Genomic DNA, 21,017 nt, shown 5'->3' on the forward strand with positions numbered 1-21,017 from the left:
GATAAAAATAAAAAAGGCTGCCATACGGCAGCCTGATGATGATTGATACTCTTCGGCGCTTCTTTCTCCCTTAGGAAAGCAATAGATTAAACAATCCTTAAGGAGAGTCATTTAAACAAAAAAAAATTAACTGCTCTCATAGTTTAAAGCTGTTATTATTTACATTAAGTCATGACTTTAGCTTTTGTGGATAAAAGAAAGACAATCGGGCAAAAGATGGAATTATTATTGCGGAGAGGAGTGATGTCGTTCTCCGCGCTTTTTTGTCTCAGACGAGCTTGTAATGTTTCGAGGATCGTTTTGCTAAAACACGTACTGAGGTTTAGCACCCTTTCTTAGCTCTGAGGTCTCTTACAAAACACAAGGGAGAAATAAAAAAAAACCTGCTCGGACAAGCAGGCATAAATAGCTAAGTTGGCAATAACTAAGGGAGTGGTGCCGGGTGCCTCCCGGTGGAAATGATCACAGCATTCATTTCCGCGCGCTGGTTGGACACTCTGGAGAAATGTCCTGCTGAACCGCCCCTCCGCTTAGGGGGATCCACCACAAAAACGCTTTCAGAAACATCCATTCCGCAGGATGCTTAAGAAGCATATGTGCAGTATGAAGAATCTGCCACATAATCAGATGAATATATTCATCTAAATGGTAGAGGGAGAGGGCCTTCAATCACCTCAGCTTCTCCGTTGTCGCAGATGTCGTCACCCTGTGTCAGATGCCAAATACCATTAAAAGTAAGTCCCGTCTCAAGGTCTTCAGTAACGCCATTGCTGAAGTAAGCAACCTGAATCCTGCCGTTGTGCTGAATCCAGTAGAAACCTTCTTCCATATTCCCTCCTGCGTTGTTGGGGAAATTATAAGTCACCGCAGGGTTGAATGGTTTTAGATATTCTTAAGTCGCTATTAAGCAAAAAGCCCCACGGAGTTAACCGCAGGGCTTTAAACGAAGGCAGTAACCCATCGTTAGAGCAAAATTACCACAGATTCGGGAAAAGTAAATAGTTCACGATAAATTCACGCCCTATTTTGTTATCTGCTTCAGCTGCGCATCAGCCCAGGCCTCTTCGATGTCAAACCTGGTGATGAGATGATCGTAGAATGGCTTAACAGATTTCTTCCATGTATCGAGGCTGATTGCATCCGTTATCTCCCTTAAAGCTGCGTAAGCCTCCGTTGATGGAATTCGCTCAAACCCCCGCCCACTGCAGCGCTTGCAATCAGTCAGTACCGGAACGCCCTGCTGTTCTGTAAGAGCCTGATTAACAGCTTTCCCGCGGCCGTGACAATCTCTACAGGCACAACTAACAACTTTCTTGCCCTTACACTGAGGGCAGAGAACGCGTGCAACCTCCCTGACCTGCCTGAGCACCTCATAGTCGGAAGGGTGAATATCTTCGACGCCCATATGCAAAGACATCTTCACGAACTTCTTATCTTTTGCCGGAGTGTGAGACTTCATGCTGAATACCTCAGCGTCAATAAACCCTTCCCCATCGCAGCCATCGCACTGCTTCACGCTGGCGGCGCTGCGGGAATAGTCCTCAAACGCGAAGGTGGCCAGCTGGTGCATCACTAATGGCTTAACCCTGGCATCCAGTTTGCGAAGTGCAGCAACCCGATCGCACTTAGTCAACGCGTACTGGGCCAGCAATTCGATGGCCCACTCCCGGTCATTCTTGCTGATACCCATCTTCCCGAGAAAAGCGCTATAACCCAATGCTGCCCGTTCCTGCGTCATTCCCATAGCGGCCATGATATCCGTTCCGGTTAATGAGTCTGACGCCGTTGCGCGCGGAGAGTCGCTAATCATTGTCGATTTGGCGAAGTGATATTTGAGGGTGTTTTCAAGATTCATGCGGTCTCCAGCTCGGTGATGGTGAGTTCTAATTTCCCGCCCTTAATGACAGGCATTTTCACAACGCGATAATCGATTACCTGGCAGTCATCCAGCCAGAATCCCGCCTTGGTTAAAGCGTCGAATGCAGCCTTCTGCAGGTTGTCCAGATCGCGGCGCCGGCGGTCGGGCATGTGACATTCAATACGGATTTTTAGTGGTGCGGCCGTGCGGATATTAAGCCGGGCGCTTTGAATGGCACTTGCGACCGCATAACGGTACGCAACGCCATCAGCGCTAATGTGCGTGCGGCCGCGGTTGTGCCGGTAATACCGGTTATTGCTCGGCGGCCATGGCAAAGTGATTTGATATGTCTTCACGTTCACCCCCACATCCGGTTTCGCCAGCGGCTGTCCGGGCGCGCTGGTGTATTTGAGGTCGGCAAGAATGCACTGACAGTCCAGGTCACGTAATCCGGGTTAAGGCTGCGCTCAACTCGAACTCCGCGCGCTTTGTAACGCTTAACCAGTTCGTCGGCCTGTTCGGTGCTGCAATCGGTATGGTGGAACCAGGTCTTCTTCATTCCATCACCCCGCAAAGCCAAGCAGTTGAGCGGCGACATTTTCTGCCTCATCACGACTGCGGAATGAACGCGACAGTACCCAGCGCCAGAGTACATCGAGCGCTGCTTTATAAAGCTGCTGAAACTCTAGTTCGTCCATGTTGGCGAATGAAATGCTGCGAGGATGCTTTTTGAGTGTGCCGTCAGGTAGCTGAATGGCATCAAAGTGCCCTGCCTCGACGATTACCCATGAGCGGTAAGCATCGAAGGATTTACACAGGCTAATGCCATTTGTGACGCGTCGATAAGCAACCTGCTCAAGATACTGCTCGGCAGCATCGATCAGCGCGCCCTCATTCCCGCCATAAAAAGCCAGGAACCTGGCGTAGCCGGTAATCAGCTTCCGCTCGTTACTCGAGATAGCCCCGCCTGTTGGTTCCCAGTATTCAAAACCGAGATTAAGAAGCGCAAAAAAGCGCCGATGGAATGCCGGGTTACGTACCCGCCTGAACTCGGCAACAAGAACATCGCCGAGCCGGGTTTTGGATTGCAGGATATCGCTGGTCTCAGGCGTAGCCGGGATCAGTATTCCTGAGTGGTGTTTGATAAGTTGTAATTCTAGCGCCATGGTTCTCTCCGTGGCGCATCAGGTATAGGTTGTTCAGGCCTATGAAATAATAATATCAGACGGTGGTGTAACTCGGTACCCCAGTCGTTTTGCAAATTGCATAAACCCGTTGAGAGTGAATATTTCTTCCTCTTCGAGCAACGGTCGTAATGAAACTATTCCATTTACTCGATAAACCAGATATCTGCCCTCAGCCGGGAAGCTATAGATAACTGCTTTATCGGCCCTTCTGACCACGTCGTACCATTGATCATCTGCATTAAAGGCATCTGCACTACACACTATTTCCCCCAGAGCGACTTATTGACGCGGTAAACAGTAATCGGGAACAGCCAGGGGAACGCAAACAGCGATACTCTTTGAAACTGCTCCAGTGAAATTCACGCGATTAATAAAACCACTCGTCGGCGCTTTCCCAGGTCTCCTGCACGATTTGCTCAACCTCTTTCTTGTCGCCCCCGAAAACACTCAGACCATCATTGCTGGCACGCTTGATCGTTAGCTGACAATTATCAAACTGCTTGCTGAGCCTTTTGAGCAGTTCTGACTCTAGTGCAGGTATAGCTCCATCAGGAAGTTTCTTCATGCGATCAATGGCTAACTCGATTTTCATTTTTCCCTCCGCAACAAAAACCTGTATGTATATACAGTATATTTATAAACGTATCTTACGGATTTTGCAACGATTAAAGAGTGTTAGAAGGATGGAGCGCTTCCAAGCTTGCAGGTATCGGTTTTAAGAACGATTTGGGACAGATCTCAGATTTGGTGGTCTACACAATAGTTATGTTGAATAGATTTCTGAGGAGTTTAGTGCAGTTTCACTACTAAATTGTGGTTTCGATATGAGATTTATAAAATGAAAATTCGTAAAGGCTATTATGGAGCTTGCTGTTACTAAGCAACAAATTTGTCAGCAAGCTCTAAAACGACATGAAACATTACCAGTGCGTAATGTAATCCAACCGGTTATCGAAATTTACTGAGATGCAGGCACTCTATCATCTTGACGGAAAGCCTCGATCCCGACTTTCTGACCATAAGAAAGTTCGAGTGTGTTGCCATCAGGATCAGCGAAGAAGACATAATAACCTACCGGTTCGCCTGCCTGAGCCGGTTCTTTTCGCAAGATGCCTTCCATTCTGGCCATCGCTACTTTATTGTCGATTTCTTCAATGCTTGAACAAGCTACTCCCAAGTGACCAAAATTACCTAAAGGGGTGTCAGTCACAGCATCAACCTGGACAAGGACAAGCGCAAAAGGGCGAGTTCGGTCACTTAACCATGCGACTTTACGTGCCTCCGGAAGGTCAGGCTCTCGCCTGTGTACGACTTCCATGCCAGCATAACGGCCGTAAAAATCGATACTTTTTTCCAAATCTCTAACAACAAACGCAACGTGCGTAAAACCGACATCAATCTCTTTCATTAGGCTAATCCTTTGACTATCTCCAGAATCGCCATCTTAAAAGCTCAAGTTAACTTGAGGTCAAGAGCCTTTCAATCAATGATTTTGCTGGATTTCTTGCACGTATTGTTCAATGTCGTTCAGGGTTGCAGCCTATGCTAACTAACTCCAGCAAAATGAAGATAAGGCCCGCTACACACAGAAGAAAAGATAAAGTTAAAGCCGCAATAAAAACCATTCGAAACTCCATGTAATCATTTTCACTACCAAAATCTTAGAATCAATTTTTACTTTGTCACGTGCGCATACCAGGCAATTTTTATGTTGCAGAGCCAAACATATCTCGCGGGCTTTAACCACGGTTATTGAATGGTTTTTTGTGAAGCATTTTACTCTTCATGGACAATTTTAATGTTACCGGACTCTTTTTTGTAAATTTTTCAGTTAAATAGCCCTAACTGACCTTTCGCATGCTACTTTAGTAGAAAATCCTTTAAAGTGTGCAACTATGCTTACCACTCTCATCTACCGAAGCCACCTGCGAGCTGATACACCAATTCAATCCATAGTTGACATGGTTAGTGAAGCCAATTCCCGAAATGAACATGCGGGGGTAACTGGTGTTTTACTTTTTAATGGCGTTCATTTCTTACAGCTTCTGGAAGGAGATGAAACCGCTGTAATGCAAATCTATAAAAAAATTTGTATGGATGCACTTCACTTTAACATTGTAGAACTCTTATCCGATTATGCCCCCTATCGACGATTTGGTCGCTCAGGCATGGAATTAATTGATATAAGACTATTCAGTAAAGAAGAGTGTCTGGACAGGGTTCTTCAACGTGGAACAACCCAACATAAATTGCTTTACAACGACAGAGCATTACGGTTTTTCCGTACATTTATAGATTCTGCTGAGACAGACAGCTATTATGAACTTCCTGATAGATTCAGTTGGTTTTTTTCATCCGATCAAATAAATGTATCATCGGTTGATCCCGATATTATCGAAGACATGCATGCAGTTATAGACCCTCTGGCTGCTCAAATTCATTCTTTTGTCTTGAGTGCAAAATCAGATAAAGGCGATATTAAAGCCAATAATTTATTTTTTGATTTGGAATCGAAGAGAGACTTGTTAAAAATCGTAGGGAGTTTCATTACCTCTTCACAACGAGTATCAATAACACTCCTGCCTTTAACCTTACTGAGGGTGCCTGATGCGATTGAAATATTGCTCGATTATATCAGAGAAAGTAACTTATACCCAGAACAAGTTATAGTTGAGTTTTCAGAGAGCGAAATAATCCCTGAAATTGATGAGTTCGCGCATTCAGTGCAGATACTCAAAAGTTGCGGATTAAGCGTTGCTATTAATGACTTTGGTATGGGTAATGCAGGTTTATTGTTTCTTTCGAAATTCCAGCCTGAGAAGCTCAAAATACACCCGCAACTGATACACAATATACATAAAGAAGGTTCCAAGCAGGCTATACTCCTAAGTTTAATCCGCTGCTGTGAACTTTTGGAAATAAGAATCTGTGCTACCGGAGTCGAGCAGACAGAAGAATGGATGTGGCTCGAATCCGCTGGGATATTTTGCTTCCAGGGCAATCTTTTTTCAAAATATGATAAAAATGGATATTTGAAGATCTTCTGGCCAGAATCTAATGAATTCAGCGAATGTTAAAAAGAACTTGTAGACTTATTGCTTTTTCATAGGATTAACGCAGTCATACTCGGTGGGTGTCAAGCTGGAAGCGGGTGAACTAATACATAGGGAAAAGTCAGCGGGCCCGGCGGGTGCAAAGGCAATGCTTCAGTACTCAGTAAGATGCGGTAAACCGAGCAGGCTTAGATTGTTGGCCTCATTTTCGCTCACAGGAACCAGTTCATCTCTATCCCCTCCCACCAGCATTGATCCAATTAAATTTGGCTCTAAAAGCTCAGCTGGTATCGAACGGTCAGCGATACTTGCGCAGCAAACGTGCCGCGCATATACAGTGCTGGCTTACCTTTTATCAAACGTGCTCACGCCTGCATACCCTTCCCCCTTGCGATGTTAATTCTGTCAATGCATTCCCTTAATGCTTTGACTTGCTCAGGGGTAAGTTCAGATTCATCGATTGTGGCCAGAAGAGCGTTGAGGGAGCGCTCAATATCGTTTTTAGTCAACCGTAAACAGATAACCTTAACCCAACGTGGCGAGAACTTGCTGAGGCCGATTGCTCTTGTGATACGTAGTTTCATGAGATGCCTCTTAACCGCCAGTGGTGGCGATTTCAAACTCGCTTATAACACACGTGGAGAAGACTTATGTGATTATTTCGCCATAGAAATTTCTAAGGGTCGTTTCACTTGAGGACAACCAGGCTTTCAGTAAACGCCTAAATTGGTTTTCCAGCATGTCACACAAGCGCCTCGTCATAACCCGAAGCGGCTTATCAAGTGAAGGTAGTTTTTACGGTCATGCACAGGCTGGGATGTCATTTGTGTGCCAGAAGCAGACTTTAATATAGCTCCAGAGTCCCTTATGGGAGCTATTTACATCTGTCAAGCTTTAGCAAGCGGCTTCATTCGAAAACTAATACCCATACGATTAATGGCATTCATGGTGGCAATAACAATGGTAAGTTCAACCAAATCTTTTTCACCGAATACAGAAAGCGCTGCGGAATATGCTTCATCGGAAGCATGTGTTTCACTAACACGGGTAACTTCTTCCGCCCATGAGAGGGCAGCTTGCTCTATATCCGAGAATAAATAGGTAGCTTCTCGCCAGACAGGCACCAATACAATCTTTTCGACGGACATGCCACTCTTGATAAGATCGCGAGTATGTATATCTATGCAGTGTGCACAACCATTGATCTGGGAAACTCTTAAAAAAATTAAATGGATCAGCTCGGCAGGTAAACCTGTACCAGTAGTGGCGTAATGATGGAGCGCTGCTATAGCCTTGCCACCTTTATCGGAAACTTGAAACCAGTTTGGACGCTTCATCGTTATTTCCACCTTTTTGAGTTGTTTAAAATAAAAAGATGTCTCACAGAATCGCTACGACTGAATGACAGAATTTAAATTAGTACGTCTGCTCAGACGTTGTAATCTTAACCATCGATGTCATAGATAAAAGAGACAAAAAATGAGTAAAACGGTAGGACAATTATGGGATACCTCATGCAGTAAAACTGGATAACAATTTTTAAAAGCAAACCCTGAGTGTTGATAAAATCCACGGTAGAGTCCGCTTCTCGCTCATAACAGACCATTTCCTCACTAAGCCCTGCCATCGGCTTTCATCCGTTGATATTTAGCTTTCAAAAGCTCCGCCGGTGTCGGCCCTTTCGGAGCAACTGGCGCAGCCAACGCCCTACTAACAGGAGGAATCGGCTTCCCGGCTAGCACCCGCTTTTCCCACCTATCCAGAATATCACCGGCCTCACGCTCAAGCTCTTTGTGACTGAGTTGGCCATCAGTTCCGCGACGCCGCAGCTCGAGGCAAATGTGATAATAAACCGGCTTAGGCCACGGATACTGCTCGCTGTTCGGGTAACGAAATACCAGCTTACGCCACTTCCAGTATTCAGCCATGACGTCAGCGGTGGTGATCCCCAGTACGCTGCGCCCTTCCCTGCACCACTTGATGAATTGGCCTGGCGAAGGCAGGAATGGACGCTCCTGGCGCCGTACCATGCACATGCCCGCTTCAACCTGTTCCAGAGTGGTGATCCCGTTTTCTTTGAAGGCCAGCACCCACTGTCGGCGGATCTCATTCACGTCTTCCTGGCTGCGATTAACCAGGCTTGCCGGGAACGCGGCGGCCAGCTGTACGAATAGCCCGTTGATAATCTGCGCTACATTGTGCGTTTGTTCGCGTTCGGTGTACTGCTCAGGCAGGTTGTGCGCCACGCGCCGAGCCTGTTCCCGGTCAAAATTGCGAATGCTCTCAGCTAGGTTTTTCATTCCAGCACTCCATCAATCCAGTCGGTGTTGTGCAGGTCAATGCCGCCCCGAGATGGTTTTACCGCTCCGGTTGCACGCAGCCGTTTGGTAGTGAGCTGATCCCACTGTTTGCGCAGACTCGAGGGGCTCAGGATATTGTCTTTCCAGAACTCGTCCCGGTTGGCCCACTGGAACAGGTCACAGATTTCGTAGTGCGTGCGCTTGTCCTGGACACGCATCAGCCTGATGGTGTTTGCCCATTCCGCCCAGTTTGGCTCAGATAGCGAAGCGTTGACGGTGAGAAGCCTGTCGTAAATCCAGCGGGCAGCCTTGAGGTCGTCAGCGGATCCCCATGATTTACCTGCCGGGGTGTATATCCCGTCGGCAGCTTCAGGATGGCGAGAGAGAAACTTTTGAGTTTTCTGGTTTCGGGATTCGTCAGAATTCCGAGACGAGGATATTTTATTATTGTTCTTGTTATAGTCTTGGGTGTCTACCGTTTCCGGGAAGGTTTTTCCCGTTTTCGGTAACACTTTTCCCGATTTCGGGAAGACTTTTCCCGTTTTCGGTTTGTATAAAATCCAGGCAGAAAGGTCAGTATTTATACCGACAGTTTTCATTACGCCCTGCTTTTGACAGAAGATGATTTTGCGTTCTGCAAGTGATTTGAGCACATCAGAAACGTGCGAATCACTTAGCCCTGTAAGCTCAGCGATCACCGTGTTCGTAACGCGGTCCTGTTTCTTGTTCCAGCCGTAGGTAAGCCAGATCACCGCCTCAAAACACTGCCACTCCCGGCCTGACATTCTCAGACGAGGCTTGAGCTGTTGGATCTCGTTAGCGACCTTGGTATACCCGTTCGACAGGTCGGCCATACGACCTCCCGGTTGTTCGGTTCTGTGGGGGAAATTGATAATTTCAGCTGTGTTTGACATACTTAGCTCCGCAATTACACTCCGTTTTTGCACCTGAAAGCCGTTGGTGTTCGAGCACCGCGGCTTTCGCCTTTTCTGAAGTCTTCACATTGCCCCCAGCATGGTTGTGACCATCGCCAACAGCGGCGCCGTAAGGTCCGGATCGACTCTGAACATTTCGAAAATCCCCTCGCCTAACTCCTTCAGTTTTTCCTTCTTCGGTGCATCGAGCATCAGAGCTTGTTTCGCCTCACTCACCTCTTTTTCTAATCTGGCCATGCGATACGCAAACGAGTCGTTCTTTACGACGCGGTCGCGGTATCTAAGCGGCAATACAGACATGATCGCGGGCACCAACTGCTCGACGTTTCTACGGTAGGATGCGGAGTCTTCTTTGTTGTCGAGCCAGCGGAACAGCTTCACGTTCCAGACATCGGCCTGGCCTGAGAAATCCACGCCATCAAGTTGAAGTTCTTCCGCCGCTTCTTGGATTTGAAGTGCTACAGCTACGCGCCCTTCTGCCGCCGCCCAAGCTCGTACCGCTGAGCAGATATCGCGATGATCGATATCCTTCACTGCCGATTCGCTTTGATGACACTGGAATATCAGTGAATTAGAGGAAGCTCTGTTACTCTGTTGGAATGAAACAGTCTGCATTTTGTTAAGGCTCCTGTTTGGGTAAACCGTCTGTTGGGTTTGGGTAGAGATCTGGGCGCAACTCGTGCGGAGTTACGCCGGTAACCCCATAAATTTGCAAAACTCGATCTGCCGGGACGACGCCCTTGTATCGATTTCGCCAATGACTAACAGTCATGGCGCTTACGGTTAGCAGTTGGGCTAAGCGCGTAGCAGTTCCTGCTTTAGTAATTGCTTTATCAATTGCTTTCATAAATAGCTCCTGTAACAACAACGCAATTAAACATTTTGTTTATGTTTATGTCAACATTTTGAATATTGAGCTAATAAACATTTGGTTTAGAATTCGTCCATGAAAGAAAAAACTCATCAGATTAACCACCCACAAGTTCAGCGGCTTAACGAGGTTCTTGAGCTCAAGAAGTTGACCAAATCAGACATGGCCCGTATTTGTGGCGTCAGTGCTCAATCGGTCAATAACTGGTTCGTACGTGGGACGATTGGTAAAAGCTCAGCGATTAAGCTGGCGGATGCGCTTGGGGTGAGCCTTGAGTGGCTGCTTGGCCAAGATGTTGGCGAGAAAGATGGACTGAAGCCGGACGAACAACGCCTGTTGGAACTTTACCGTCAGCTTCCCGAAGAAGAGCAACAGAACATGCTTCGCATCTTCGCGCTTCGCCTGAAAGAGCTGGACGAACTATATGATAAGTATATGAAAGGCCGGATTCGTTCGCAGGATGATTGAGTAATCCTTTCAGCAATGATTCGTAAAGATCTACTATAAGAAATGGCCATAAAGTGGCCTTTTTTTATGCGCCTCGAATAACTAGCACATCCCTTGTACTAAGCGTCCATTCCCCGGACTTCCTGCCTGTACCATTTCGTCGAATTTTTTGCCTCCAAAGAACAAAATTTCACTCTCCATAAGCATCATATAAACATTTTGTTTATTTAAAATTACTCATATTGTTGACTGCAACTTAAACTTTGTGTTTAATCTAACTCAACAAGACGCATCACGTTCCACCAAGGCAGGACGCCCACGAAGTAGCCGCCGATGGCATACGAATATTCGGATGAGGTGGAGAGATTAACGCGCATCAGGTGTAAACGTTCCGCTGGCCGGCGATAAGGCAAACGAGGGTGAGAATGATTGATTTCGCACGCAAACCAGGACGGCAGCAGGCTGTAAAGCTGAACTTCTTCGAGGTGATTCTTCGCCGCCTGTGCTACCTGCTGGCGCAAAAGGGGAATCCAGATGTGTAGCTCAACGAAATGCGGGTACTGCGGCAAGCCGGTTGAACCGGAGGAAGTAGTTAAAAGTACCCTTCTCTATCGCAACGGCGCCCAGCTGGCGCGCAAAGAAAAAGAATACTGCTCTGAACGTTGTGCTTCGTACGACCAGATGGCCCACGAGGCATAACGTAAAAGCCGCGCAAGGCGGCCCGTACGTCCGGTGCTCCCGACCAAAGTTACACCGGAAAACTACTTAAAAAACCAAAGTTCACCCAATGGGCGCTATCTCTGGCCCGGGGATCTTACATCCAAAAAAGAGGATCTCACATGGAATTTTTCTATGTAGTTAAGGCTACGCAGAAATCTGGCAAAGAAGACGCAGTGATTTGGTTCACTGCTAAATCAGAAGCCCGTGCCAACCTGCAGCTCGATGTTGAGCTGGAAGATGCTGGTATTGAAACCGGCCGCGGTAAGGATTACGCCAAACCTGTTCGCACCGATTTCCCAGTCTTCGACGACCTCCCGGAAGAAAGCACCGTGGATTACACCTGGTGCAAACGCTACGAACTGGACGAAGACCAGCGTACGTGGAATGTGAAGTTACAGCATGAAGATTCTTACCGGAATTCTTCTGAGCAGTCGACTTGCAGTAATACTGATACCAAAGACACAAAGATGCCTGAGCTGATCACGGTTGCTACGCTCCCACTGCGTCAGCGCATTCTGGCTCAGTTCATTTCTGACGAGTACGCCTATCACATCGACACTGAGCAGAAGAATGAAATTCAACAGCTCGAGATGGATGTCGATAACAGCTACGTTCAAAACATGCTGCTCGCTGCAGAGAACGTGAATGCGTTCAAAAAAGCGACTGAATTCGAAATTGCCCGGGTTGTTGAGGCTCTGAAGACTGTCTTCCCATTAGACGGGAAACGGACAGAGTTATCGCTGGTAATTCATTTCTTTAAAACCTGGTTCAACACCGAGCATATCGATCGCGGCATTCTCGTTCGCGAATGGGCTAACGGTAATCGCATCAGTAATGTTCAGCGCACTGATTCTGGTACCAATGCAGACGGCGGCCATGTAACGGATCGCGGCGAAGGCGCGCACCACACTCTGGACACTCTCGATCTTGAGATCGCATGCGCCCTGCTGCCTATGGATTTCCATCACTTTGAAATCCCATCAAGTGTTTTACGTCGCGCCAAAGAAATCGTGGGGAAGAAAGAAGAGCCATGGAAGTCATGGAGCGCCATCCTGCGTAATCAGCCCGGCGTACTGGCGGTGAACCGTGCGGCAATCTTCAATCTGATCCGCATAGCGCCGGAAAACATCCACCACACGCCAGCGGCTCATCTTGAGTTTGTGAATAAAACCATGACTGCTGAGTTTAACTCTGCTGTGGAGTTGCTGCCGCTGTCTACTCCGGCTGTTGAGACCGAAGCACCTGTTGAACAACCGCAGGTTGCAAATCTCGGCAGCGGCATGTTCTCCATCGAAGGCCTGATGGGTGGAAATACCGTTCCAGTCATCAATACCACCTCAAATGAAGTCGAAAAAACGGAAAACACAGCGGAGACCACCAGCGATGTGCAGATGGAAACGGCTAAGCAAGAGAAAGACGAAGATGTTGGTTCGGTACCACCGGGCGAAAGCACTGATGCAGCTAATTCGCAGACAGATTCCGTAGAAGCAGACCAGTTGCAGGAAAAAACAATTGGCGTTCAGGAATCGAACCCAGAAGTGGAGTTCCCTGCATACTTCGAGCCTGGCCGCTACGAAGGCCTACCGAATGACGTTTATCACGCAGCAAACGGTATTAGCTCAACCCAGGTGAAAGATGCCCGGGTCAGCCTGATGTACTTCAACGCGCGCCATGTGGCTAAAACAATACCACGCACAGCATCCAAAGTTCTGGACATGGGGAACCTAGTGCACGCCCTTGCACTGCAGCCGGAAAACCTCGAAGCAGAGTTCAGCGTAGAACCGGAGATCCCTGAAGGTGCGTTTACGACCACCGCAACTCTGCGTGAGTTCATTGATGGGTACAATGCCAGCCTGCCGGCGCAGCTAAGCGCTGACGAGATTAAAGCGTTACTTGAAGAACATAACGCGTCCCTTCCCGCTCTAGTGCCGCTTGGTGCCAGCCTGGAAGAAACGGCTCAAAGCTATATGGCTCTCCCAGCTGAGTACCAGCGTATTGAAGAAGGCCAGAAGCAGACAGCAACGGCAATGAAGGCATGTATTAAAGAGTACAACGCCACCCTGCCCGTGCCGGTTAAAACCATCGGCAGCCGTGATGCGTTACTTGAGCAATTAGCACTCATCAATCCTGATCTGGTCGCACAGGAAGCGCAGAAACCGACACCGCTGAAAGTGTCTGGCAGCAAAGCAGACATGATCCAGGCAGTTAAGTCGGTTAAGCCCGATGCCATATTCGCCGACGAACTACTGGATGCCTGGCGCGACAACCCTGGCGAAAAAATTCTGGTTACCCGCCAGCAGCTGGCAACGGCACGGGCAATTCAGTCTGCGCTCCTGGCGCACCCGACCGCTGGCATGCTGCTGACACATCCAAGCCGTGCCGTTGAAGTGAGCTACTTCGGCTTTGACGAGGAAACGGGCCTAGAAGTTCGTGTACGTCCTGACCTTGAGATCGACCTGGACGGCGTGCGCATCGGTGCGGACCTGAAAACCATCAGCATGTGGAATGTGAAGCAGGAAAGCCTGCGGGCCAGGCTGCACCGGGAAATCATTGACCGGGACTACCACCTCAGCGCGGCTATGTATTGCGAGACCGCGGCGCTGGACCAGTTCTTCTGGATTTTCGTCAACAAAGACGAGAACTACCACTGGATCGCCATCATCGAGGCGTCAACCGAACTGCTGGAACTGGGCATGCTCGAGTACCGCAAAACAATGCGCGCCATCGCAACCGGATTCGACACGGGCGAATGGCCAGCGCCGATCACTACCGATTACACAGATGAACTGAACGATTTCGACCTGCGCCGCCTCGAAGCGCTGCGCGCTCAGGCTTAAGGGGGATTTATGCATAACACTAACGTTACCGTTGCTGACCAGAATACCGTTATTAACTCCAACGTGGCTTTGTTTGATTCCCAGTATCTGAACGCCATCAGCACGTTCGCGCAAATTATGGCGCAGGGCACCGCCACCGTTCCTAAACACCTGCAGGGCAATCAGGCCGACTGCATGGCTGTTGCGATGCAAGCGGCACAGTGGCAGATGAATCCATTTGCCGTGGCCCAAAAGACGCACCTGATTAACGGTGTGCTCGGGTATGAGGCGCAGCTGGTTAATGCAGTCATTTCGCGCAGCGGCGTGCTGGCCAGCCGCTTTGAATATGAATGGTACGGGCCATGGGAAAAGGTAGTTGGAAAATTCAATATCCGTAAAGGCGACAAAGGCGAGTACCGCGTCCCGGGCTGGACCCTGGCCGACGAAGCCGGGATCGGCATCATTATCCGCGCAACGCTTAAAGGTGAAGATCAGCCGAGAGAACTCGATTTGCTGCTGGCTCAGGCCCGAACCCGAAACTCTACCCTTTGGGCTGACGACCCCCGCCAACAGCTGGCATACCTGGCCGTCAAACGCTGGGCGAGACTATTCTGCCCGGATGTGATTCTGGGCGTTTATACCCCGGATGAGCTCGATGATCGACGTGAAGAACGAGAGGTAAACCCGGCAACGGCGCAGCACGTGAGCCTTGCAGATATTTCAGGTGACAACGTCACTACCACTCAAACGTCTCAGGAATCAGCTCAAAACATCGATGCACTTGCTGATGATTTCCGTGATCGCATCGAGGCGGCTCAGGATGTAGATAGCGCTAAAGCTCTACGCGCAGATATTGAAACCGTGAAAGCAACGCTGGGTTCTGCCCTGTTCACTGAGCTGAAAAACAAGGCCGTGAAGCGTTATTACCTGGTTGATGCACGGAACAAAGTCGAAGCAGCCATCAATTCCTTGCCACCATCAGATGATCCCGATGCAGCTGCGCGGTTCGCAGAAGTAGAGCGCGTTCTTGCATCGTCGAAACGCCATCTGGGCGACGAACTGCATGGTCAGTTCAGCATCACCCTGGCGGATATGAAACCGGAATACGTGGACTAACGAGATCGGGAGGGGAAACACTCCCTCAAGGAGAAGAAATGCGACTGATTAATCGAGGCAGTAAGCAATCCCCTTTGGCTCGCCAGGCATGTGAAATCGCACTCGCAGCCCACCAGCAAAGATATGGTGACTATGGGCGCAGCAAGATGAAAGAGACCTATACGGTGAGAGTGGAAGGCGTGAAGGTCTGGGTCGAGGTAGTCAACTGCAAGGCAAGCTACGTGGCCACAGCAATGACCGGCATGCGCCGACTGCGTTCCCTGCCCGGCCAGGCAAACTGAAACTGAAATATCAACGACTACAGACCGGCATATCTATACTCATGCCGGTTACCTGAGGTGAACGATGTCGCAGGTAATTTTTAACGAAGAATGGGTTGTTGGCGCAAGGCTCACAGAAAAAACAGGCCTGACCGAACGACAGATTGAGAAGTATCGCCAAGGCTGTTGGGTGGAAGGTATCCATTTTAAACGGGTTTCTCCTTCTGGAGAAAAAACCTTGCGTGGCACAACCTGGTATAACTATCCGAGAATTAATCAGTTAATAAGGGATGCGTAAGATGGCAGCTTTGCCTACAGGTGTCGAAATCAGAAACAATAAGATTTGTATCTGGTTTATGTACCGGGGAAAGCGTTGCCGCGAAATTCTCAAAGGTTGGATTAACACCCCGGCAAACATCAAAAAAGCCGGGAATCTTCGGGCTGTGATCGTTAGTGAGATCAACCTTGGAGAGTTTGATTACAACCAGCGCTTTCCTTCATCTTCCAGAGCAAAAAAAACCGTAACCACTGTTTCAGTTCAAACCTTTTCAGAGCTGTGTGAACTGTGGACGAGCATTAAAGAAACCGAAATTAGCGCGAACACGATGCGTAAGACGCGTTCACAACTCGGTACGTTAATGCACATCATCAACGGAGATACGCCTGTTTCAACTATACGCCACAGCGACATTCTGAAATACAGGAAGGAGCTGTTGAACGGTGAGACACTTTACCTGGCAAATCCCAGAAGCAATAAACAGGGACGCACTGTGCGTACCGTGAACAACTATATATCGCTACTGTGCTCCCTGCTTCGGTTTGCACACAAATCAGGCTTTATCAGTGGCAAACCCTTTGAAGGCATCAAGAAACTACACAAAGGGAAAGTAAAACCGGATCCTTTAACGAAGCAGGAGTTTAGTTTGCTTGCGGAATCCGAGCGTGGCCAAAGCCTCAATATGTGGACATTCGCAGTTTATACCGGTGTCCGTCATGGGGAGCTTGCAGCTCTTGCCTGGGAAGATATCGACTGGGAAAAAGGTACGGCTCATATACAGCGCAATCTTAATGCGTTGGGCATGTTCGGCCCACCAAAAACCGAAGCAGGTAACCGGGTTATTACCCTATTAGAGCCGGCACTTGAAGCCTTGAAAGCACAGCGCAAGCTGACAGCGCTACAGCCTAAAACCGAAATTGTCTTTAATCATCGCGAGTATGGCGCAGTGGAACATCAAAGCCTGCGATTCGTTTTCATACCCCGGATGCGCAAAGGAGAACAGAAAGCCTACTACTCTTTATCGAGCATCGGTGCGAGATTCAACGCAGCTGTAAAACGTGCTGGTATTCGCCGCCGGAATCCGTACCATACGCGGCATACTTTTGCCTGCTGGCTTTTATCTGCCGGCGCTAACCCGTCTTTCATAGCCAGCCAGATGGGGCATGAAAACGCGCAAATGGTTTATGAAGTCTACGGTGCGTGGATTGAAGAAATGAATGGCGAACAGGTGCTGATGCTTAACGATAAGCTGGCACGCTGAAAAATTTTTGCCCCTATTATGCCCCTACTGGCTCCGAAGGTAGCAATAAATGCAAGAAAATCAATCAAATACAAAGAAAGAGCAATACAACCTGAATAAACTGCAAAAGCGACTGCGCCGTAACGTGGGCGAAGCCATTGCAGACTTCAACATGATTGAAGAAGGTGACCGCATCATGGTTTGCCTGTCAGGCGGTAAAGACAGCTACACCATGCTGGAGATCCTGCGTAATCTTCAGCAAAGTGCCCCGGTGAATTTCTCCCTGGTGGCGGTCAACCTTGACCAGAAACAGCCGGGCTTCCCGGAGCATATTCTGCCGGAATATCTCGAGAACCTTGGCGTTGAGTACAAAATCGTCGAAGAAAATACCTACGGTATTGTGAAAGAGAAAATCCCGGAGGGGAAAACCACCTGCTCGCTTTGCTCTCGTCTGCGCCGTGGCATTCTGTATCGTACCGCGACGGAACTGGGCGCGACCAAAATTGCGCTGGGCCACCACCGCGACGATATCCTGCAAACGCTGTTCCTCAATATGTTCTACGGCGGCAAGATGAAAGGTATGCCCCCTAAACTGATGAGCGATGACGGCAAACACATTGTGATCCGCCCGCTTGCCTACTGCCGCGAAAAAGACATTGAGCGTTTTTCTCAGGCTAAAGGGTTCCCGATTATTCCATGTAACCTCTGCGGCTCTCAGCCGAACCTGCAGCGTCAGGTCATTGGCGACATGCTGCGCGACTGGGACAAGCGTTATCCGGGTCGGCTCGAAACCATGTTCAGCGCGATGCAGAACGTCGTGCCTTCGCATCTGGCGGATGTTGAACTGTTCGACTTTAAAGGCATCAACCACGAATCTGACGTGGTGAACGGCGGTGATCTGGCGTTTGACCGGGAAGATATCCCGATGCAGCCAGCTGGCTGGCAGCCTGAAGACGATGACAACGCGTTTGAAGAGCTGCGTCTGAACGTCGTTGAAGTGAAGTAAGCGATTAGCGTCTCAGAAAGATCTTCTGAGACGCTTCATTCTTTATTTGAGCAAACGTACGCGACAGGTTTTACCTTTAATTTTCCCGTTTTGCAGCTGCTTCCAGGCTTTATGGGCGACGCCCTGGCGAACCGCGACGTAGACATGCGCCGGGTGAACCACAATCTTACCGATATCCGCCCCGTCCAGCCCCACCTCTCCGGTCAACGCACCTAATACATCCCCCGGGCGCATTTTGGCTTTTTTACCACCATCGATACACAGCGTCGTCATTTCGGCCTCCAGCGGCACCAGGCTGACGCCAGCAGGGGCATTCATCCAGTTCAGTTTAATCTGCAGCATCTCAGAGAGAATGTTGGCGCGCTGCGCCTCTTCCGGTGCACAGAAGCTGATGGCCAGACCGCTGTTCCCGGCGCGCGCGGTACGACCGATACGGTGGACATGGACTTCTGGATCCCACGCCAGTTCATAGTTCACGACCAGCTCAAGGGATTTGATATCCAGACCGCGCGCAGCGACATCGGTCGCGACCAGGACGCGGGCGCTGCCGTTGGCGAAACGGACCAGCGTCTGATCGCGATCGCGCTGTTCCAGATCGCCATGCAGCGACAATGCGCTCTGCCCGGCAGCATTCAGGGCATCACAGACCGACTGGCAATCTTTTTTGGTATTGCAGAACACCACGCAGGAGGCCGGCTGATGCTGGCTCAGCAATTTCTGCAGGAGCGGGATTTTCCCCTGCTGCGAGGTTTCAAAGAACTGCTGCTCTATGGCGGGCAGCGCATCTACGCTATCGATTTCAATGGTCAGGGGATTTTTCTGCACGCGCCCGCTGATGGCGGCGATGGCTTCTGGCCAGGTTGCGGAGAACAACAGCGTCTGGCGATCGGCCGGTGCGAAACGGATCACTTCGTCAATCGCGTCGCTGAAGCCCATATCCAGCATCCGATCCGCCTCATCCATCACCAGCGTGTGTAACGCATCCAGCGACACGGTGCCTTTTTGCAGGTGATCCAGCAGGCGACCTGGCGTCGCGACAATAATGTGCGGCGCATGCTGAAGTGAATCACGCTGCGCGCCGAACGGCTGTCCGCCACAGAGGGTTAAAATTTTGGTGTTTGGCAGGAATCGCGCCAGGCGACGCAGCTCGCCAGCGACCTGATCGGCCAGCTCACGGGTTGGGCACAGCACCAGCGACTGGGTCTGAAAAAGCGCCGCATCGATATGCTGCAACAGGCCAAGACCAAATGCCGCGGTTTTCCCACTGCCCGTTTTCGCCTGTACGCGCACGTCGCGGCCCTCAAGAATAGCGGGCAACGCGGCCGCCTGAACAGGCGTCATCGTGAGGTATCCCAACTCGTTAAGGTTATCGAGTTGGGCGGCGGGCAGAATATTCAGGGTAGAAAAAGCGGTCACAATTGTCTCTCGTGGTGATCTTTGCGGTCAGATGGCGCGTATCCTCGCAGATCTCGCGGTCCGATGCGACAATTTAATCGGTTCTTCATCGGGCGGCGGGTCGGGCATCGGCTGAGGACGCGGGATGGGATCGGGCATTGGCACCGGATCGGTCGGGGTGGGATCGGACTGACGTGATTGTTGCAATAGCAGAGCGTTGAGGATGCTCATCATTCCCTCCAGAATTGACTGTCATCCCTTTTAGGGTAGACGCTGAGATTCAGGAGGCAAAAAAAAGCCGACTATGAAGTCGGCGTCGTACGAATCAATTGTGCTATGCAGTAATTCAAAAAAGGAAGTAAGACAATATGGAGCGCAACGCCCATCGCTTGACGTTGCATTCACCTGCGGGAGTAATAGTGCACCTTACGGGGTAAACGTTTATTGACTTCGCTCAATTAAAAGAGCGTTTTGACCCCGTCGAAAGGAGAAAAAAGCGTAAATTTACAGCCATTTACTACGATGCAACCACCATGCAACACCACCAATCAAAACAACTAACATGACGCAAAACGCGGTAAAGCCATAGCGATACGCACCACCCGGAATGCCGCCCAGGTTGACGCCAAACAGCCCGGTAAGAAACGTGCTGGGTAAAAATACCATTGCCATCAGGGACATCGTATAGGTTCTTCTCGCCAGCGACTCCTGCATCACCTGCGCAATTTCGTCCGCCATCACCGCCGTTCTGGCAATACAGGAATCAATTTCATCCAGTCCGCGGCCCAGTCTGTCGGCGATATCCTGCATTCTGCGACGGTGATCGTCATTCATCCAGGCAAGCCTTTCACTGGCCAGACGCGCATACACATCCCGCTGGGGCGTCATATAGCGGCGCATCACGATCAGCTGCTTACGCAACAGGGCCAGAAAACCGCGCGGCGGGATCTGCTGATCGAGCAGGTTATCTTCCAGGTCGATGATTTTGTCGTGCAGCTCCTCGATAAACTCACTTGCGTGATCGGTCAGCGCATCACACACGTCCACCAGCCAGCTGCCGCAGTCGACGGGCCCGGTACCCTCTTTCAGATCGTTAACGATGTCATCCAGCGCCAGCACTTTACGCTGGCGGGTGGAGACAATCAGCCCGTCGTCCATATAGACACGCATCGCAACCAGCTGATCCGGACGTTCATCCGTGCTGCCGTTAATGCATCGCAGGGTGATTAGCGTACCGTCACCCATGCGGCTCACGCGGGGCCGCAGGCTTTCCCCCGCCAGCGCATCGCGCACATTGTTAGGCAAAAGCGGCGTTGAGGCCAGCCAGTCAGCACTGTCCGGGTGGGTGTAGTTCAAATGTAACCAGCAGGGATGCGCATTATCGATCACATCGTTGTCTTCCAGCGGTCGGGCACCGCCACGACCATCCAGCACCCACGCAAATACTGCGTCAGGAACGTTAAGTTCAGATCCTTTAATGCTCTCCACAGCGCCTCCACCATTTAACTCTTTCGGTGTCAGTCTAGCTTTCATGAA

At 49.8% G+C, this 21,017-nt stretch carries 26 protein-coding genes and 1 pseudogene; 10 read left to right on the forward strand and 17 right to left on the reverse strand.

All coding sequences use genetic code 11. The annotated features are described in order from the left end of the window. Positions 1–637 precede the first annotated feature (637 nt). From SP99_RS12115 to SP99_RS12140, 8 genes are all read right to left on the reverse strand, one after another. Entirely contained in the window at positions 638–829 is a 192-nt protein-coding gene (locus tag SP99_RS12115; protein WP_047958756.1) for a hypothetical protein, read from the reverse strand. Positions 830–1,021: 192 nt separating this feature from the next. Beyond that, positions 1,022–1,855 (reverse strand): antitermination protein, encoded by an 834-nt coding sequence (locus SP99_RS12120; RefSeq protein WP_047958757.1) that lies wholly within the window; start codon positions 1,853–1,855, stop codon positions 1,022–1,024. Beyond that, the gene (gene rusA / locus SP99_RS12125) at positions 1,852–2,214 is read right to left on the reverse strand and encodes a crossover junction endodeoxyribonuclease RusA (RefSeq protein WP_047959815.1); all 363 of its coding nucleotides are present in this window, start codon (positions 2,212–2,214) and stop codon (positions 1,852–1,854) included. The genes SP99_RS12120 and rusA overlap by 4 nt, the downstream gene beginning before the upstream one ends. Positions 2,215–2,216: 2 nt before the next feature. After that, entirely contained in the window at positions 2,217–2,417 is a 201-nt protein-coding gene (locus tag SP99_RS23740) for a hypothetical protein (protein ID WP_048223539.1), read from the reverse strand. A 4-nt stretch (positions 2,418–2,421) separates the two neighbouring features. Next, positions 2,422–3,024 (reverse strand): DUF1367 family protein, encoded by a 603-nt coding sequence (locus SP99_RS12130; protein ID WP_047958758.1) that lies wholly within the window; start codon positions 3,022–3,024, stop codon positions 2,422–2,424. A 39-nt stretch (positions 3,025–3,063) separates the two neighbouring features. After that, a complete protein-coding gene (locus SP99_RS25345) occupies positions 3,064–3,306 on the reverse strand; it encodes a hypothetical protein (protein ID WP_229764313.1) in 243 nt (80 codons plus the stop codon). Between the two features lie 106 nt (positions 3,307–3,412). Continuing rightward, a complete protein-coding gene (locus SP99_RS12135) occupies positions 3,413–3,637 on the reverse strand; it encodes a DinI family protein (RefSeq protein WP_014832176.1) in 225 nt (74 codons plus the stop codon). A gap of 366 nt (positions 3,638–4,003) precedes the next feature. Beyond that, a complete protein-coding gene (locus SP99_RS12140; RefSeq protein WP_023344297.1) occupies positions 4,004–4,453 on the reverse strand; it encodes a VOC family protein in 450 nt (149 codons plus the stop codon). Positions 4,454–4,940: 487 nt separating this feature from the next. Here SP99_RS12140 and SP99_RS12145 point away from each other — a divergent pair, with 487 nt between their 5' ends. Continuing rightward, positions 4,941–6,122 carry a diguanylate phosphodiesterase gene (locus SP99_RS12145; RefSeq protein WP_047958759.1) on the forward strand — a complete coding sequence of 394 codons (1,182 nt, stop codon included), beginning with the start codon at positions 4,941–4,943 and terminating at the stop codon, positions 6,120–6,122. A 341-nt stretch (positions 6,123–6,463) separates the two neighbouring features. On the opposite strand, the gene SP99_RS12150 is transcribed toward SP99_RS12145, so the two are convergent. The 6 genes from SP99_RS12150 to SP99_RS12180 all read right to left on the reverse strand — a co-directional run bounded on the left by SP99_RS12150 (position 6,464) and on the right by SP99_RS12180 (position 10,180). Further along, positions 6,464–6,682, reverse strand: coding sequence for a hypothetical protein (locus SP99_RS12150; RefSeq protein WP_014832178.1), 219 nt, complete (start codon positions 6,680–6,682; stop codon positions 6,464–6,466). 303 nt (positions 6,683–6,985) lie between these two features. Beyond that, a complete protein-coding gene (locus SP99_RS12155) occupies positions 6,986–7,435 on the reverse strand; it encodes a carboxymuconolactone decarboxylase family protein (protein ID WP_014832179.1) in 450 nt (149 codons plus the stop codon). A gap of 276 nt (positions 7,436–7,711) precedes the next feature. Next, the gene (locus SP99_RS12165) at positions 7,712–8,398 is read right to left on the reverse strand and encodes a replication protein P (RefSeq protein WP_047958761.1); all 687 of its coding nucleotides are present in this window, start codon (positions 8,396–8,398) and stop codon (positions 7,712–7,714) included. Beyond that, the gene (locus tag SP99_RS12170) at positions 8,395–9,312 is read right to left on the reverse strand and encodes a replication protein (protein WP_047958762.1); all 918 of its coding nucleotides are present in this window, start codon (positions 9,310–9,312) and stop codon (positions 8,395–8,397) included. Before SP99_RS12170 ends, SP99_RS12165 begins: the two co-directional genes overlap by 4 nt. Positions 9,313–9,396: 84 nt before the next feature. Continuing rightward, positions 9,397–9,948 (reverse strand): toxin YdaT family protein, encoded by a 552-nt coding sequence (locus SP99_RS12175; protein WP_047958763.1) that lies wholly within the window; start codon positions 9,946–9,948, stop codon positions 9,397–9,399. Positions 9,949–9,952: 4 nt separating this feature from the next. Further along, on the reverse strand, positions 9,953–10,180 hold the full coding sequence (locus tag SP99_RS12180) for a transcriptional regulator (protein ID WP_045135262.1): 228 nt from the start codon (positions 10,178–10,180) through the stop codon (positions 9,953–9,955). A 99-nt stretch (positions 10,181–10,279) separates the two neighbouring features. Here SP99_RS12180 and SP99_RS12185 point away from each other — a divergent pair, with 99 nt between their 5' ends. From SP99_RS12185 to ttcA, 9 genes and pseudogenes are all read left to right on the forward strand, one after another. Continuing rightward, positions 10,280–10,672 carry a helix-turn-helix domain-containing protein gene (locus tag SP99_RS12185; protein ID WP_022651301.1) on the forward strand — a complete coding sequence of 131 codons (393 nt, stop codon included), beginning with the start codon at positions 10,280–10,282 and terminating at the stop codon, positions 10,670–10,672. Between the two features lie 365 nt (positions 10,673–11,037). Then, positions 11,038–11,193: pseudogene (locus SP99_RS25040) on the forward strand (hypothetical protein); the annotation flags it as partial. Beyond that, positions 11,186–11,350 (forward strand): YdaE family protein, encoded by a 165-nt coding sequence (locus tag SP99_RS24905; RefSeq protein WP_047958764.1) that lies wholly within the window; start codon positions 11,186–11,188, stop codon positions 11,348–11,350. The pseudogene SP99_RS25040 and the gene SP99_RS24905, both read left to right, overlap by 8 nt. Positions 11,351–11,490: 140 nt before the next feature. Then, positions 11,491–14,208 carry a RecE family exodeoxyribonuclease gene (locus tag SP99_RS12200; RefSeq protein ID WP_047958765.1) on the forward strand — a complete coding sequence of 906 codons (2,718 nt, stop codon included), beginning with the start codon at positions 11,491–11,493 and terminating at the stop codon, positions 14,206–14,208. Positions 14,209–14,217: 9 nt separating this feature from the next. After that, positions 14,218–15,303, forward strand: coding sequence for a RecT family recombinase (locus tag SP99_RS12205; protein ID WP_047958766.1), 1,086 nt, complete (start codon positions 14,218–14,220; stop codon positions 15,301–15,303). A 38-nt stretch (positions 15,304–15,341) separates the two neighbouring features. Continuing rightward, complete coding sequence (locus tag SP99_RS12210; RefSeq protein ID WP_020882485.1) at positions 15,342–15,584, forward strand: DUF4060 family protein; 243 nt, start codon at positions 15,342–15,344, stop codon at positions 15,582–15,584. 64 nt (positions 15,585–15,648) lie between these two features. Beyond that, positions 15,649–15,861, forward strand: coding sequence for an excisionase family protein (gene xisR, locus SP99_RS23750; protein ID WP_072060267.1), 213 nt, complete (start codon positions 15,649–15,651; stop codon positions 15,859–15,861). A gap of 1 nt (position 15,862) precedes the next feature. Then, positions 15,863–17,101 carry a site-specific integrase gene (locus SP99_RS12215; protein WP_047958767.1) on the forward strand — a complete coding sequence of 413 codons (1,239 nt, stop codon included), beginning with the start codon at positions 15,863–15,865 and terminating at the stop codon, positions 17,099–17,101. A 49-nt stretch (positions 17,102–17,150) separates the two neighbouring features. Next, entirely contained in the window at positions 17,151–18,086 is a 936-nt protein-coding gene (ttcA, locus tag SP99_RS12220) for a tRNA 2-thiocytidine(32) synthetase TtcA (RefSeq protein ID WP_047958768.1), read from the forward strand. Between the two features lie 42 nt (positions 18,087–18,128). On the opposite strand, the gene dbpA is transcribed toward ttcA, so the two are convergent. From dbpA to zntB, 3 genes are all read right to left on the reverse strand, one after another. Beyond that, positions 18,129–19,502 (reverse strand): ATP-dependent RNA helicase DbpA, encoded by a 1,374-nt coding sequence (gene dbpA / locus SP99_RS12225; protein ID WP_047958769.1) that lies wholly within the window; start codon positions 19,500–19,502, stop codon positions 18,129–18,131. Positions 19,503–19,529: 27 nt separating this feature from the next. Next, positions 19,530–19,712 (reverse strand): proline-rich small protein YnaL, encoded by a 183-nt coding sequence (gene ynaL, locus SP99_RS25210; protein ID WP_071994076.1) that lies wholly within the window; start codon positions 19,710–19,712, stop codon positions 19,530–19,532. Positions 19,713–19,985: 273 nt separating this feature from the next. After that, positions 19,986–20,969, reverse strand: a complete 984-nt coding sequence (zntB, locus tag SP99_RS12230; protein WP_025759495.1) for a zinc transporter ZntB — start codon at positions 20,967–20,969, stop codon at positions 19,986–19,988. Positions 20,970–21,017: the final 48 nt, after the last annotated feature.

It is taken from the genome of Enterobacter sp. BIDMC92 (genome assembly GCF_001030225.1).
GTDB lineage: Bacteria > Pseudomonadota > Gammaproteobacteria > Enterobacterales > Enterobacteriaceae > Enterobacter > Enterobacter sichuanensis.